General features: G+C 39.4%; 13 protein-coding genes and 2 pseudogenes. 4 read left to right on the top strand and 11 right to left on the bottom strand.

Features of this window, described 5'->3' with window-relative positions:
- Positions 1-193: 193 nt before the first annotated feature.
- The 11 genes and pseudogenes from MTN96_RS02535 to tkt form a co-directional block, all read right to left on the bottom strand.
- The gene (locus MTN96_RS02535) at positions 194-535 is read right to left on the bottom strand and encodes a hypothetical protein (protein WP_248451901.1); all 342 of its coding nucleotides are present in this window, start codon (positions 533-535) and stop codon (positions 194-196) included.
- 15 nt (positions 536-550) lie between these two features.
- A pseudogene (locus MTN96_RS36955) lies at positions 551-1090 on the bottom strand (RHS repeat-associated core domain-containing protein); the annotation flags it as partial.
- A gap of 104 nt (positions 1091-1194) precedes the next feature.
- Positions 1195-1491 (bottom strand): hypothetical protein, encoded by a 297-nt coding sequence (locus MTN96_RS02520; RefSeq protein WP_248451899.1) that lies wholly within the window; start codon positions 1489-1491, stop codon positions 1195-1197.
- Between the two features lie 378 nt (positions 1492-1869).
- Positions 1870-2184, bottom strand: a complete 315-nt coding sequence (locus MTN96_RS02515; protein ID WP_248451898.1) for a hypothetical protein — start codon at positions 2182-2184, stop codon at positions 1870-1872.
- A 24-nt stretch (positions 2185-2208) separates the two neighbouring features.
- Positions 2209-2430, bottom strand: a pseudogene (locus MTN96_RS37235) (RHS repeat-associated core domain-containing protein); the annotation flags it as partial.
- A gap of 138 nt (positions 2431-2568) precedes the next feature.
- Positions 2569-2721 (bottom strand): hypothetical protein, encoded by a 153-nt coding sequence (locus MTN96_RS02505; RefSeq protein ID WP_248530652.1) that lies wholly within the window; start codon positions 2719-2721, stop codon positions 2569-2571.
- Between the two features lie 10 nt (positions 2722-2731).
- Positions 2732-7237 (bottom strand): RHS repeat-associated core domain-containing protein, encoded by a 4506-nt coding sequence (locus MTN96_RS02500; protein WP_248530651.1) that lies wholly within the window; start codon positions 7235-7237, stop codon positions 2732-2734.
- A gap of 240 nt (positions 7238-7477) precedes the next feature.
- Positions 7478-8710 carry an NRAMP family divalent metal transporter gene (locus MTN96_RS02495; RefSeq protein WP_248530650.1) on the bottom strand — a complete coding sequence of 411 codons (1233 nt, stop codon included), beginning with the start codon at positions 8708-8710 and terminating at the stop codon, positions 7478-7480.
- Between the two features lie 142 nt (positions 8711-8852).
- Positions 8853-9209 (bottom strand): ribosome hibernation-promoting factor, HPF/YfiA family, encoded by a 357-nt coding sequence (gene hpf, locus MTN96_RS02490; RefSeq protein ID WP_024033129.1) that lies wholly within the window; start codon positions 9207-9209, stop codon positions 8853-8855.
- Between the two features lie 178 nt (positions 9210-9387).
- Complete coding sequence (locus tag MTN96_RS02485) at positions 9388-9702, bottom strand: pyrimidine/purine nucleoside phosphorylase (protein ID WP_024033130.1); 315 nt, start codon at positions 9700-9702, stop codon at positions 9388-9390.
- Positions 9703-9959: 257 nt separating this feature from the next.
- Complete coding sequence (tkt, locus tag MTN96_RS02480) at positions 9960-11951, bottom strand: transketolase (RefSeq protein WP_248530649.1); 1992 nt, start codon at positions 11949-11951, stop codon at positions 9960-9962.
- A 304-nt stretch (positions 11952-12255) separates the two neighbouring features.
- Here tkt and metK point away from each other — a divergent pair, with 304 nt between their 5' ends.
- The 4 genes from metK (at position 12256) to rpiA (ending at position 15565) form a co-directional block, all read left to right on the top strand.
- Complete coding sequence (metK, locus tag MTN96_RS02475) at positions 12256-13407, top strand: methionine adenosyltransferase (RefSeq protein WP_004586168.1); 1152 nt, start codon at positions 12256-12258, stop codon at positions 13405-13407.
- A gap of 308 nt (positions 13408-13715) precedes the next feature.
- Positions 13716-14258 (top strand): hypothetical protein, encoded by a 543-nt coding sequence (locus tag MTN96_RS02470; protein ID WP_248530648.1) that lies wholly within the window; start codon positions 13716-13718, stop codon positions 14256-14258.
- A 19-nt stretch (positions 14259-14277) separates the two neighbouring features.
- Positions 14278-14874, top strand: coding sequence for a 5-formyltetrahydrofolate cyclo-ligase (locus MTN96_RS02465; protein WP_248530647.1), 597 nt, complete (start codon positions 14278-14280; stop codon positions 14872-14874).
- A gap of 37 nt (positions 14875-14911) precedes the next feature.
- Positions 14912-15565, top strand: coding sequence for a ribose-5-phosphate isomerase RpiA (gene rpiA, locus MTN96_RS02460; RefSeq protein ID WP_248530646.1), 654 nt, complete (start codon positions 14912-14914; stop codon positions 15563-15565).
- Positions 15566-15572: the final 7 nt, after the last annotated feature.

The following is a 15572-nucleotide window of genomic DNA, read 5'->3' as shown; positions in this document are numbered from 1 at the left end:
TGATGTATAGCGATTTGATTTTTTCATAGTTCCAGTTTCTCAAGTTATTGAGTCTCTGGCAAACACGGGGCGATTCATTGGGTCACTTTGAATATACCGACCAATTTCTGGGTCGTAGTATCATCAATAAGACTAAAACCTTCTAATAGCTAAATTATAGTTTTAGTTTATTTTACTTTCCGAATAAGAAAAATTACTTATATGGCTCCCTGTTTCTAATATGAAACCATACATGCACAGTTATACCCAACAAGATCCCACCTAAAAGTAGAAGCATAATTTCAATTTGTGCATTAAGTTGATTCATAAACAACTGCTGTAAAGTATCCTTTTCCTGTTGCTTAAACTTAAGAATAAGAGTGATAGTATCTATATCTTTTGACTTTTCCATCAAATTAGATAAAGAGGAAGAATCAAACAATTCAGGCAGTTTATCTTTTAAAAGCCATATTCGATAAAGCCGACCAACAAGTAAAAAAAGAGTCCCCTGCCAAATTACTGTTATTGTTATCAATATGAACTTATTAATTGTCATGTTTTACCTCATTGATTATAAAGGTGTAAAAAGCAAAATCCCACAAGTCCCAGCAGCTATAACTGACATAGCACCGCTAAAATATATATTTGTATTACCAAAATTTCCATCTGCCAAACTTGACTGTTGCTTCGCAATGCTCGCTTTAATTCTTAACAATTCAGCTAGCTTTTCATGCTCGCTGGCTTTGCACTGTGTAATTTCTTCATCAATCAAATCATCCATATGTGACAAATTTACCGCTGCAATATCAACAGAATCTAACAATGTGCCAACATCACTATATAGGGCTGCGCTTGCCACTGAAAATTCACAAAAAACGAAATTTAGAAACTCTTTTCCATTTGGGTCATATCTCATGACCGGATTCCCCTCAACATACCCATAGGTATTGATACCACCCGCTAATCCTATTGGGTCACTTTGAATATATCGACCAATCTCTGGGTCGTAGTATCTGTGCCAGTTGTAGTAAAGCCCTGTTTCTGCATCAAAGTACTGCCCTGGAAAACGAAGATTATTCGTTATTTGTTCATTAATTACCTGCGTTGTACCAAATGCATTATACTGGGCTTGTCATACTGTTTGTTTATATTCATCGGTGAGCCTTTGTAGGGCGCCTAAGTGCGAGTTATGAAAATAGAGCAACCCCAATAGGTTTAAACTCTTTTAAATTTTTTCGAAATATCAGAAAAAAGTAAAAGGCAAACCAAAGCTCCTTCTATTAGGCTTAATACATAGGCAACACCCGCTTCTAAAACACTTGCAACACTAATCCCAAAAATAGCAGAGCCTAATAAAATATTAAAAATGACGAATACAAAAAAAAGTATCTCAGACCATTTCTTATAGAACATTAAACCAATGAGTGTTGCGCTATAAGAAAAAAAGTAAATTATCGCAAGGTAATTCAGGTACTCTGATGGGAAAAGTGATGAATATCCTGTATATGTCATTAAACTCAAAACCTCATTGCTGTATAAAAAAGGGCTGATATAAGGTAGGCTAAAGTAAATGGAATTAAAAAAAACAGCTAAAAAAAGTAAATTTTTGTAGACCTTAGTGACATTAAAAAACTCATGGCTTCTTCCTTTTAGTATATGCATCAATTAAATAGTTACATACAATCCATAACATTATTGTCATTAAAATAAACACTCCCAAAAAGGTAACACTCCCAAATGAAACTTCATCCTGTATATATATAATTCCTTGTGAATTTCCATAAAAAATCTTAAGGCAGACTAGTATATATAACCCGATAAAAATTAATGATGTTATTAATATAAATGCAATTTTCATAACTTCCCTTTGTGACCAGATAGTAAAAATAATTAGTAACATCTACAATTTGGAATAGCTTTACCTGTAAAATCATAAGCACCATCACCATCTCGGTCCCATTCAGTACATTCGTCAGAACCAAAAATTGTTATTGGCAATTTATCACTAAAAAATTGAACTGTTGATTGGCAAACACAGACCTTTGGCGATGCATACCTAACACCATCTGCTGTATATAATCTTTGTAGTTTAGTGATGTCAGAAAAGAGTCCTGATAACATTTTTGTTCTAGCATCTATATTTTTAATATGATTTTCGTTGTATTGCGTTGCTCTATTTACAGGTCGATAATTAACAGGCCTCATGGCAACACCTCTTAAACCATTCGCATCGACATAACTAACTGGGTTCCCACCAACATACCCATAGGTATTGATACCGCCCGCTAATCCTATCGGATCTGATTGTAAGTACCGACCAATCTCTGGGTCGTAGTATCTGTGCCAGTTGTAATAAAGCCCTGTTTCTGCCTCAAAGTACTGCCCCGGAAAACGAATATTATTCGTTACTTGATCAGCGACTGCTTGTTGAGTAATTATCTGGGTTGTACCAAATACATTATACTGGGCTTACCATACTGTTTGTTTATATTCATCGGTAAGCCTTTACTCTGCCACATTATCTTTTTTATCACATTTACGGTACAAGAAAGAGCTTGTAAAAGGCTTTAAATCTAGGCCGCATTTTAATTATTTCAAAAGGCAAGCTAAATTGCTTTGTCCTTCTGAGGAATTATTATCTTCACCTATTCCTTCACTGCAAAATGATTGTGGTGCAAGCAGATAGATCAAAGTTAATAAAATAACAATAATAAAAATATATTTTTTATAGGCTTTTTTCATTATTATCACCTTATTGTCCATTTAAGTATGTTCTTTTAAACCCAAAAGAGCTTGCACTATTACCAAACAGCCAATGATTTTCATATCCAAGTTGATAACCATCTCCTCCTGTTACAGGAACCTCTGGAAGAACATCACTTAATCTTTTCGTAATATTGTCACCACCAGATGCATTATTGCACCCTTCAAGGTTTACCTCACCATTTGAAGATAGCTTATCCTTAAGCAAGTCAGCCAAATTGCCCAACCTTTTTCCACTGCCAACTATATTTAAGTTTTCATTGATAAAATCTGAACAGCCCGTTCCAGCAGAAATACACTGAGAAAAATTATTTCCATGACCAGCAATTTGGAAATTGGTCACAGAAGAATTCGGTAGGTTTTTCAATGTATTCACTAACTGTGTTGCCGTGGGGTTATCCAGAGAAATAACTTTACCGTCTTGAAATATAGTCAATTTAGACAATCCCATCGGGTCTATTGCATTTATTGGGTTCCCATCAACATACCCATAGGTATTGATACCACCAGCTAATCCTATCGGATCTGATTGTAAGTACCGACCAATCTCTGGGTCGTAGTATCTGTGCCAGTTGTAATAAAGCCCTGTTTCTGCATCAAAGTACTGCCCCGGAAAACGAAGATTATTCGTTACTTGCTCAGCGACTGCTTGTTGAGTAATTATCTGCGTTGTACCAAAGGCATTATACTGGGCTTGCCATACTGTTTGTTTATATTCATCGGTGAGCCGTTGTGGGGCGCCTAAGTGCGAGTTATGAAAATAATAAATAGCGCCTGCTTTTACCATTGCCAATGGCTCACCCTGTAGATAAACGTATTCTTTGGCTATTTGCCCACTGCTATTAGCCTCACTGATTAATAAACCATTTTCATCATAAAAATAATAGCGGTTGTTACCTGCAACTGTTTTTTGAACCCTTAACCCTTTATAGTTGTACTTATAGTGCGTAGTTGACCCATTGTTGGCGGCCGACTCTATCCGGTTTGCGTCATTATAGTTCAGCGTCATTTCTCCACGGCTAATGGCATTTCCTCGTGCATCATAGGTAAACAATAACGGGGTTTGAGTGTTTACGGCTAATAATCTGTGCTCTGTATCAGCATAAACATAATTTACATTGGGTGTGTCGCCTTGTGTATGCGTTAAACGATTTCCTATGCCGTCGTATTCAAATTCACGCGCAGCCCAGCTGTCTAGGGCAAGCTGCCCGACATGAGTGTATGTATAATGACGACTCAATTGCGGTTGCTCTTGGTCCGTAATATCTGAAATATTGCCAACTAAATCATAAATATAATTTATATGATTCAACCCTGTTACTTGCTGGCTGGTCACACGGTACGCTGTATCGAACGTTTTTTGTAATGTAAGCCCATTACCTAATTCGGCTGATGTCATCGGTCCAAATGGTAAATACTGTATGCCCGACGCTATTTGCGTTACCCCTCTTGTTGTAGTTAACTCAACTGATTGAATATTCCCCAGCGTATCGTAACTGTAGCTAACACTATTACCACTTGGGTAATGCAAACGTTGTAATCGGTCACTATTTCCATAATCAAACCCTAACGCAAATTGAACTTGATTATTAGACCAGCTTGTTTCGGTTAATTGAGCAAATTGATTATATTTAAAGCCAGTAGTACCGCTGTGCTCAGTAACCGACGTTAGATGACCTGTGCCATTATTACTGCCTGTTGCTTCGTCATACGTAAACAGCACTTGCTCGTGAGGAGTTGGATATCGAATAGCAATAGGGCGATTAAGCGCATCGTATTCAATGTTTACTGTGATATTACGCGCATCGGTAGAGCTTATCAGGTTACCGGCCTCATCGTATTCGTAATGCGTTATACCTGAATCAGGGCTGGTACGTGTAATTAGCTCGTCAATATCATTGTAGGTGTACTGTGTTACCTTGCCTGTTGCGTCTGTCACCGCAGCTAACTTGCCTGTTATAGTGTAATCGTACAGTGTGGTATAGCCATTTTGGTCTTGTGTTTGAGTTAACCGGTTTAAGCCATCATACTGATAATTGATTGCTTGCTGGTTCGCATCTAAATTAGTGAGGGCGTTGCCTTTGGCATCGTAGGTAAATGTGTTTTCAACACCAAAGTCAGACACCGAGGCAAGATTTCCGTCTACATCGTAACGATTGCTTTGATTGTAAACAACGGTATTATTTTCATTGATAAGTTGGGTGGCAATCACACGCCCTGCGCTATCTCGCTGATACTTAATTTTATTCGTCGCATTGACTGCTATCGTGTTTAAATTTTGATTATCATCATAGGTATAACTTGAGGTGATACCCTGATTGTCTGTCACAGATTTTAATTGGTCATTTAAATAATAGTCGTAGTTAAGTTGGGTTATACCATTATCCCATAAAGACACTTGCCCAGTGTTTGTATAGCTCATATTCACACTGTGGTTATCTAACTCTTTATACTGTGTAATACGGCCCATATCATCATACGCTGAGACAACTAACTGCGGTTGATATAATGCATTTTTTATTTCAGTCACTAAACCTTGGTCGTTATAGGTTAGCAGGGTAATATCGCTAACATCGACTCTTGGGCCATCGACTTTAGTGATATTACCGTACTCATTATATTCGTATTGCGTTGTTCGACGATTCCCAATTGACTTTTCTGTTAGCCAGTCATTTTCATCATAATTAAAACGCGTATAAATACCATTATTATTAATTCCACTTAGCAAAGGTTTTTTATACTTCCAAGAATACTCTGTTATGTCAGGCTCTAGGCCTTCTGCATCCACTGTGACTGATGATAAAAGCCCTGTACCATAATCCTTTTCTTGTAACGTGACCGTACCATTTACATCAACATACTGTTTATCAAAATCAATAATTTGAGTTTTAACCGATTCATTTAAGCAAGTTAAGCATTCTACTTTTGCTATTTTGCCCATCACAAAGTCAAACAGTTCAACTTTACCAGTTTTGCCTGTGACTTCTCTTTGGTTATCATTTTTATAGTTAACACTCGTAATACCATAATCGCTGCCGTCTGAAGTTTCGACTACACGGCCTTTATCATCGTATTTATACGTTAATGTTGTTTTGCCTAATTCATTGGTTACAGAGGTTAATAAACTTGAATTACGTTCATCATCATAATGGTAATTAATTCTTGGGTGGACACCCTTTTTATTTTTAGGTTTTTCTATATACAGTAGCCGTTTATTATTATCAAAACGATGCCTAAACAATGAATTACCCAGAGTAACACCGTAAAAGTAACCGGTATCATCGTATATGGTAGTAATACTACCTTGAACGCTGGGCACAGGCCCCTTAGAAACACTAAAAGTAGAGGTAACCTTGGATAAGTGATTTATTTTTACGACCGTACCATCCGCTTTTTTTATTTTAGTGAGTTGCCCTTTACTAAAGTATTCTTTGTCTAAGTTGGCTTTACTTAAAATAAAATCAGAATTTTCAGTATTATGTTGTTGCCCGCCAGTTAACTTTTCTTGATATTTACCAACGCGGCTAACCCATTGTGGGTTATTTATGTCGTAATAGTAGTAATCAAATGACGATGATAGCTTTCCTTTTCGCCAAATTTGTATGTTACTTACTTCTTTAAGAAAATTTACTGCTTGCCAATTTTCATCTTTGTATGGCGATACAAATCCTGTATTCATTCGTATATCAAGTTGGTTAACCCATTGGCCACTTACATCAGTTATATTTTCAGTTTCGGTAGTTCTATTGGTTGAATAAGTAAAATCAAGTGGAAAATAATCTTGTAGAGCATGAAACACTCCAGCATTGTAATTAATTGATTCTTTTTGTGGTAATGCAGGTATTGAGTTATTTATCTGCCCTGAGAAAGCATCTACGCCATTATCTTGTGGGCAACCATCATCACAATCTTTTTCTTCATTTGCATCATAAGTAATAATAAATGGCAGAGGGTAAATATATACAGGAGCCCCCGTTCCATAACCAGGCTGGGTACATGCGGCTCTTTGCCAATATATTTTTTGATATGTAAAACCATATTCAAATATATAACCTTTGGCCCCATTAAGAAGTTCTTGAACTGTTGCAGGCCTGCCGTCTGGTGGATCTCGAAATTCTCCTGCGATAGTATTGACAGTTCCATTAATGGTTTTTCCATCTAGTGTAATATCACAAGTACCTTGCTCTTCTATAAAAGAATTGTGGCTTTCAACATACTCTGTACATCGTTGTACTACATCATTATAGTTTGGACCACTTAATATCTCTTTGTGCAGTGATTGGTCTAATAAAAGATTATGGTATTGCATCGCCGCATCAAAACTTGTTAGCTGACCTCTGATCAATACACTACCAGCATTGGTAATACCTTTTATTGGGTACCAGTGTTCAAACTCTGGCGATGCAGTGGTGGGGTCAAAATCTATCGCCTTACAGTGGAATAAAGCTTGTTGCGTATTAGCTGGTGGAGTAGCATACAAAAGTGCTGAAAACAAAAAACTTACCAACACACAAGTTAGCTTAAGTGCTCGTTTACTTGAACTATACAAATTAATTCCATTTAAGTTATGTAATTTAGCTAAATAAGGCTATTTAAGAACAGCGACTAAATATTCAGTACTAATTAAATACCCTATCCATCCAAATTGTAAGGGCTAACTAAAACTAGTTATTTTTAAGCATACATAAAAGAACCCAAAAATAGAAACACTTTAAATTTATTTAAAATACAGTGTCTAGACTAACTTCCAAACCACAAACGCAACAGCAAAACCAACTAAGTACACTAAGCCTAACCAGGTTAAGCTGCGCAATAGTACGCTGTGTTTAATGGCAGGCTCTGAGCGCACTAGGCTAAAGTTAAGCCATGCAAAAACGGGGGTAGTCACAAAAGCAAGTGTCATGGCAAAGGTAAGCATTGGCCCCAGGGCCGATTTAAAAAATAAAATAACGGCCATACCGGCAAAGGCCTGCAGTACTAACCAAATATTTAAACTGTGTTTAGATTGCTTAAAACCAAGTAATTTATGTGACTCGTTAAGTGTACGGGCGTAGCCATCAAGCACGGTGAGTGTAGTGCCAAACATACATAAAAAAGCAATGGCTGATACAAGCGGCCTTGCCCACTCGCCAATAGTCAGTGCATACATATCAATAAGCTGTTTAGCAAAGGCAACACCGCCAAGCTCAATACTGCTGCTTTGCCCATATTGCACCAGCACACCTAAGCTAAAAAATACCAATGCTAAACAGGCTGTTAGCCAATAGCCTACGTTAAAATCGAATAAGCCTTGGCTTTTAGTAACCGTTTGCTGAGTTTGTTTTTCTTTAAGCCATAGCGAACTAAGGGCTGATATTTCTATGGGTGCTGGCATCCAGCCCATTAACGCGACCATAAAGCTCAGCATAGCCAACTCGTAAGGTGATGGGCCAATATAATCAGCAGGAGCCATTGGGCCATTACTAAACGCGATAAGCAGCGCAATAACAGTAGCTAACGTTAATAGCCCCATAATGCCTTTAGCAACGCTGTCGAGCGCTTTAAAGTGCCCAAGTAATAAAATAGCTAAACACACGGCCAATAATATCCAACACAGTAGCGTGACTTCTATCACTAAAGGCAGTGCATAATGCAGCAAGCTTGCAGTCAGTAATAGCACCCCTGCAGTATTAACTATGGCGGCCAGTATATTTAAGCCAATAAAACTATAAAAATAGACAGGGCCTTTATTTTTATAGCCTTCTACTAAACTGTTTTTGGTTGCTAGGGTGTATTCCATACCAAAGCGAAAAAACGGGTACTTTAATACGTTAACAACGAGAATTAGCCAAAACAGTTGCCAGCCAAATAGCGCGCCAGCTTGAGTAGATGCAACTAAGTGAGAGCCGCCAATTGCTGCGGTTGCCATTAAGATACCAGGGCCTAGTGCGCCCAATCGAGATTTCCAAGAAGTGTGTATTTGCTGCATTAATTTCTCAAATTATGTGTGTTATTCGCTCTGGTTATTAATTTTCATAATTAATAACACCGAAGGCTGCATAACTTACCTAAATTAAAGGCAATAAAAAAGAGCCGTATGGCTCTTTTTTATAGTACTTTGGGACTAAATCTTATTTTAGCTCCATCTCTTGGATGATTTCGTGCGCTATTTCTGGCGTTGTGCTTACAGGCTTTTCGTGTAAATTTGCTTTTATTTGCCCTTTTCGATGTTTTAGAGCTGCATCGAGTTTTTTAGCTGCGCTTGCAATCGCCGGGTACATAACTTCGTTTTCCCCTTTTACCGATATACGCGCACCTTCGTAATTTGTGCTAATTTCTGCTTGGATTTTGTGATGCTCTTTAGACAATATAATGTCGAGTGCGATAAGTGATGGAAAGTGGCTCTCGATTTTTGAAAACTTTTCGTTGATATGCTCTCTAATAGAGTTAGTAACGTCTACATGGTGACCAGAAAGATTAATTTTCATAGGGTATCCTTTTATTTGTTACCTCATAAATAGTATTGGGGGCTATTTAGATTAACACAAGGAAAAAGCACTGATTTTTGAAATTAATTTGTTACTTAAACTGATTTAAATTATAAGTTGTGCAAAGTTTATGCAAAGCCCATAGAATATGGGCTTTCAGACGTCTAGCCTTTAGCGTTTAGTCTGTGTACGAACAGCAATAGTCAGCAAAATCACTCACTTTTACTTTAAAGCTAACATTGGCATCAACGTTAAATGATTCGCCTGCGATAAATGTTTTCCACTGCGTTTCGCCAGGTAGTAAAATGTCCCACTGGCCGCCTAACAGCTCCATGAGTTCTTTTTTACTGGTATCAAATACAAATTCACCTGGTTGCATAAAACCTAGCGTTTTGGTTGTGCCATCGTTAAATACCACGGTACGGCTTGATACTTTACCGTCAAAATACACGTTCGCTTTTTTAATTACGCTTACATTTTCAAACTGAGACATCCTCACTCCTGTTGTATTATTTTATTTAATCGGCCACCACCTTGCCTGATAGGTCATAGCCTTGCAAGAAAAGCGCTGTGAAAATTACTCATCTGAAATTAAAACTCAAAAGGCTTTAAACTAAGAAAGTACTACGTATTTCAAACAGTGTGATTGAAGTTGCTTAAGGCTAATACACCGCTTTATAACTCAGTCAGCAAACAAAAAAGCCCGCCCTGTTTTACACAGGGCGGGCTTTTAAATATTAAAGCTAACGGTTAAAACAACGCGTTTGCTTTATTTACAATGTTCTCTACTGTAAAGCCAAAGTACTCAAACAGCTCACCAGCAGGGGCCGACTCACCAAAGGTAGTCATACCTACTACTACGCCATTTAGGCCCACGTACTTGTACCAGTAATCAGCAATACCTGCTTCTACTGCTACGCGGCGTGTAACGGCTGCCGGTAGTACGCTTTCTTTGTACTGTGCGCTTTGCTCTTCAAATACATCAGTACATGGCATAGATACAACACGTACCTTTTTACCTTGGCTGCGTAGCTCTGTTGCAGAGTCTTGTGCTAGTTGCACCTCAGAACCTGTTGCAATAATAATTAGCTCTGGCTCGCCGTCACAGCTAAGGATGTAACCACCCTTTTTAACATCTGCTAATTGCTGAGCGTCACGCGCTTGTTGCTCAAGGCCTTGGCGAGTAAAGATAAGTGACGTAGGACCGTCTTTACGCTCAATAGCTTGTTGCCATGCAATTGCCGACTCAACTTGGTCACACGGGCGCCAGTTGTATAAGTTTGGCGTTAAACGCATGCTCGCAATTTGCTCTACCGGTTGGTGAGTTGGACCGTCTTCACCTAGGCCGATTGAATCGTGCGTGTATACAAAAATGCTTGGTTGCTTCATTAGTGCAGCCATACGTACCGCATTTTTTGCGTATTCAACAAACATTAAGAACGTTGCCCCGTAAGGAATAAAGCCTTTATGAAGGGCAATACCATTCATAATTGCCGACATACCAAACTCACGTACACCGTAGTAAACGTAGTTACCGCTTGCATCGTCTGCAGTTAGCCCTTTAGAGCCATCCCAAATTGTTAAGTTTGATCCAGCTAAATCGGCTGAGCCACCCATGAATTCTGGTAATAACGGGCCAAATGCATTTAATGCATTTTGCGACGCTTTACGAGATGCAGGGTTTGCAGGGTTTGCTTGTAATTGCTCTATGTACGCTTGAGATTTTTCAGCCCAATCGCCTGGAAGTTCGTTATTAATACGGCGCTTATATTCAGCTGCAAGCTTTGGGAATGCCTTTGCGTATGCTGCAAATTTTTCGTCCCAGCTAGATTCGAGCTGTTGACCTTTTTCTTTGCTATCCCACTGTGCGTAAATATCATCAGGGATTTCAAATGCACCGCCAGACCAGCCTAAAAATTCGCGAGACGCTGTAATTTCGTCATCACCTAATGGCGCGCCGTGACAATCGTGGCTACCAGATTTATTAGGTGAACCGTAACCAATCACTGTTTTACAACAAATTAGTGATGGTTTGTCGGTAACACTTTGAGCCTCTGCTATTGCAGCACTAACAGCATCGCTGTCGTGGCCATCAACGTCACTTATTACATGCCAGCCGTACGCTTTAAAACGTGCTGGTGTATCGTCGCTAAACCAACCTTCAACTTCACCATCGATTGAAATACCGTTGTCATCCCAAAAAGCTACTAACTTGCCAAGGCCTAATGTGCCAGCAAGTGAACATGCTTCATGAGAAATACCTTCCATTAAACAACCATCACCCATAAATGCATACGTGTAGTGATCAACAATGTCGTGGCCTTCACGGTTAAATTGTGCAGCAAGCGCTTTTTCAGCAATCGCCATACCTACCGCGTTTGTGATCCCCTGACCTAGCGGGCCCGTAGTAGTTTCAATTCCCGGTGCATAACCGTACTCAGGGTGGCCTGGCGTTTTAGAATGCATTTGACGGAAGTTTTTAATTTCATCAAGTGGTAAGTCGTAACCAGTTAGGTGCAATAGAGAATAGATAAGCATTGAACCGTGGCCATTTGAAAGAATAAATCTGTCACGGTCAGCCCACTCTGGATTAGTTGGATTATGCTTTAGATAATCGCGCCATAATACTTCTGCGATATCGGCCATGCCCATAGGGGCTCCAGGGTGGCCAGATTTGGCCTTTTGTACTGCGTCCATTGACAAGACGCGAATAGCATTTGCAAGTTCTTTGCGAGATGGCATGAATTCTCCTACCTTTATGTGTATTTGCGCGGGTACTTATGTGTTCGTTAATACCCTTAAGTAACTTAAGAGCTGTTATAGCAACCATTCTTACTTAATGTGGGTGCAGTGTGCAATTAAAAACCCCATAAAAATGGGCTATTATGAATATTTTTTAAGACCAAAAAGTTATTACTCATTTTATTTAGACGTCTAGGCGTAAAAACACTATGCAAGGTGTTTTGTTTTAGATAAAATACGCCCCTTAATTTTTTAGCGCTAATACCGACGTTTGTGAAGCGCAATATTTGTGAGCAGAAATACAATGGCAAAACATTTATTTACTTCTGAATCTGTTTCTGAAGGTCATCCGGATAAAATCGCCGATCAAATCTCTGATGCGGTACTTGATGCTATCCTAGAGCAAGACTCTCATGCCCGTGTTGCGTGCGAAACTTACGTAAAAACCGGTATGGTTATGGTTGGTGGTGAAATTACCACTAGCGCATGGGTTGATATTGAAGAAATTACACGTAAAACAGTACGTGAAATTGGCTACACGCATTCAGACATGGGTTTCGATGCAGACTCGTGTGCAATTTTAAACACAATTGGTAAGCAGTCTCCTGATATTAACCAAGGTGTTGACCGTACTAGCCCAGAAGAACAAGGTGCTGGCGACCAAGGCTTAATGTTTGGTTATGCATGTAACGAAACAGAAGTACTAATGCCTGCGCCAATTACTTACTCACACCGTTTAGTACAGCGCCAAGCGCAAGTACGTAAAAGCGGCGAGCTTAACTGGTTACGCCCAGATGCAAAATCTCAAGTAACTTTTGCATACGAAAACGGCAAGCCAGTAGGTATTGATGCAGTTGTGCTTTCTACTCAGCACGCTGAAGAAATTTCGCAAAATGACTTAGTAGAAGCCGTGATGGAAACCATCATTAAGCCGGTACTTCCTGCAGAGCTTATTACAAGCGCGACTAAATTTTTCATTAACCCAACGGGTCGTTTTGTAATTGGCGGACCTATGGGCGACTGTGGTTTAACAGGTCGTAAAATCATCGTAGATACATACGGTGGTATGGCACGTCACGGTGGTGGTGCTTTCTCAGGTAAAGATCCATCAAAAGTTGACCGCTCAGCTGCATACGCTGCACGTTACGTAGCTAAAAACGTAGTGGCTGCAGGCCTTGCTGATAAGTGTGAGCTACAAGTATCTTACGCAATTGGTGTAGCAGAGCCGACCTCTATCAGCGTTGAAACTTTTGGTACGAGCAAGCTTGAAGAAGGTCGTTTAATTGAGCTTATTCGTGAGCACTTTGACCTACGCCCTTACGGCTTAATTCAAATGCTTGATTTAGAGCGCCCAATTTACCAACCAACAGCGGCATACGGTCACTTTGGTCGTGACGAATTCCCATGGGAACGTACAGATAAAGCAGACGCACTTCGCGCAGCTGCTGGCCTTTAAGCCAAAATGCATTAAATAATAAACGGCCCTTTTAAGGGCCGTTTTTATATCTAAAGCAAAGGCTAATTATGCGCTTTATATCAATTGCATTAATTTAGTTGTTTATCATAGCACCCAAAAAATAGTGCAATAACAAAGGAATTTACGGCGTACAGTTATTTTATATAAATAATTTTAACGCAGTCAGTGCGCTATTTAATACGCTAAACTAATCGTATTTTGAATTAAATTGGTATTAGCTAGCCCTCGAATTTCGTACGGTTTTAGGTATATACTCTTTGCATAATAAAAGCTTAAGGGATAAGTAAATGGCCAATAATTTTCGCGTTATGTTTGTAGGACTCGCCGAGGGCACTGAGGCTAAAACGGCCTGCGTAAATTTAGCAAGTAAGCTAAAAACGTCTGAAGATAAGGTAACTCAGTTTTTTAATGGCAAAGCACTCTTTGCACCTAGCAATAAAGACAAAGCCCTAAAGCAGGCCAAATTACTGGCAAGCCTAGGCATTAAAAGTAAGTTACAAGCCACAGGTGAGTTGCCCACTCAGAGCCCTAGCGCAGCTAGTCAGCGTGATGAACGGATTTTTGATGCCCTTGATTACATAACGAGCAGCCTGATCCGCCTAGAAGAAAAACTAGAAGAGCTAGAACAAAGGCTTCCAACCAATGAGCTAAAAAGCCCTACAGACGAAAGCGATGACTGGCAAGAAGATGATCTAATGCTTGACGAGCAGCTCGATGAACCCGTTAAAACGCGTAGCAATACTTTGTTATATTCACTGATTGCCACTGCCGTTTTACTACTTATTGTGCTTGCTGTTTACTTAGCTTTTCCTGATTTAGTGTCTAATTAATCAAAGGTGCGTAATTACAATGAGCAATAAACGTACACACATACGCCAATCTATTCGCCAATTACGCAATAATCTATCAAAAAAACAGCAAGAAAAAGCCGCGGCACAGCTAAAGTTGAATTTTACTCAACAGCTAAATAGCGATAAAACAGCCTCAAAAAAACATATAGCCATTTACTTTAGTAACGATGGAGAATTAGATACCTCATTGTTAATTAATGAGTTATGGCAACAAGGCCACTCCCTTTACTTACCCGTTATACACCCATTTAATGGGGCTGCTTTGCTGTTTCAACGCTATGAAAAAAACTCACCCATGAGGGCAAATCGCTATGGTATCTTGGAGCCTAAGCTGAACTGCTCTCAAATATGCCCATTAACTGATTTAGATTACTTACTGATGCCACTTGTAGCATTTGATAATCAAGGTAATCGATTAGGAATGGGGGGTGGATTTTACGATAAAACACTGGCGCAATTACACGCTTACAATTGGCAAAAACCACAACTTATAGGCTTAGCACACAGCTGCCAAAAAGTAGATGCACTGCCAATTGAATCGTGGGATGTTCCACTTAAAACCATTATTACTCCCGATAAAATTTATCGCTGGTAATAAACACCCACTACACATTTGAAATATGAGCATAACAATGACGCAAGACGAATTAAAAAAAGCAGCTGCGTGGGCTGCACTCGAGTTTGTAAAAGAAAACACCATTGTTGGTGTGGGGACAGGCTCTACCGTAAATCATTTTATTGATGCCCTAGGCACAGTAAAAGACACCATAACGGGTGCGGTATCTAGCTCTGAGGCTTCAACAGCGCGTTTACACGCGTTAGGTATTGAAGTGTTTGAGCTAAACGATGTAGATGCTCTTGATGTATACGTAGACGGCGCAGATGAAATTAATGCCCAAAACGAAATGATCAAAGGCGGCGGCGCAGCACTTACCCGCGAAAAAATAGTCGCAGCCGTTGCAAAACAATTTGTTTGTATTGTTGATGACACAAAATTAGTAGATACATTGGGTGGCTTCCCGCTTCCGGTAGAAGTTATACCCATGGCACGCAGCTACGTAGCGCGTGAATTATTAAAACTTGGTGGCGACCCTGTGTACCGCCAAGGCGTAGTAACCGATAACGGTAACGTTATTTTAGATGTACACAATTTAAGTATTAGTAATGCCAAACAACTTGAAACACAAATTAATTCAATTGTTGGCGTAGTTACCAACGGCCTATTTGCGATGCGCGGCGCTGATAAAGTGATTATCGGCACTAAAAATGGGCCACAAATTAAATAGGATGAGG

The sequence above is a fragment of the Pseudoalteromonas sp. 2CM28B genome (assembly GCF_023161935.1).
This window is presented reverse-complemented; position numbering and strand designations above follow the sequence as displayed.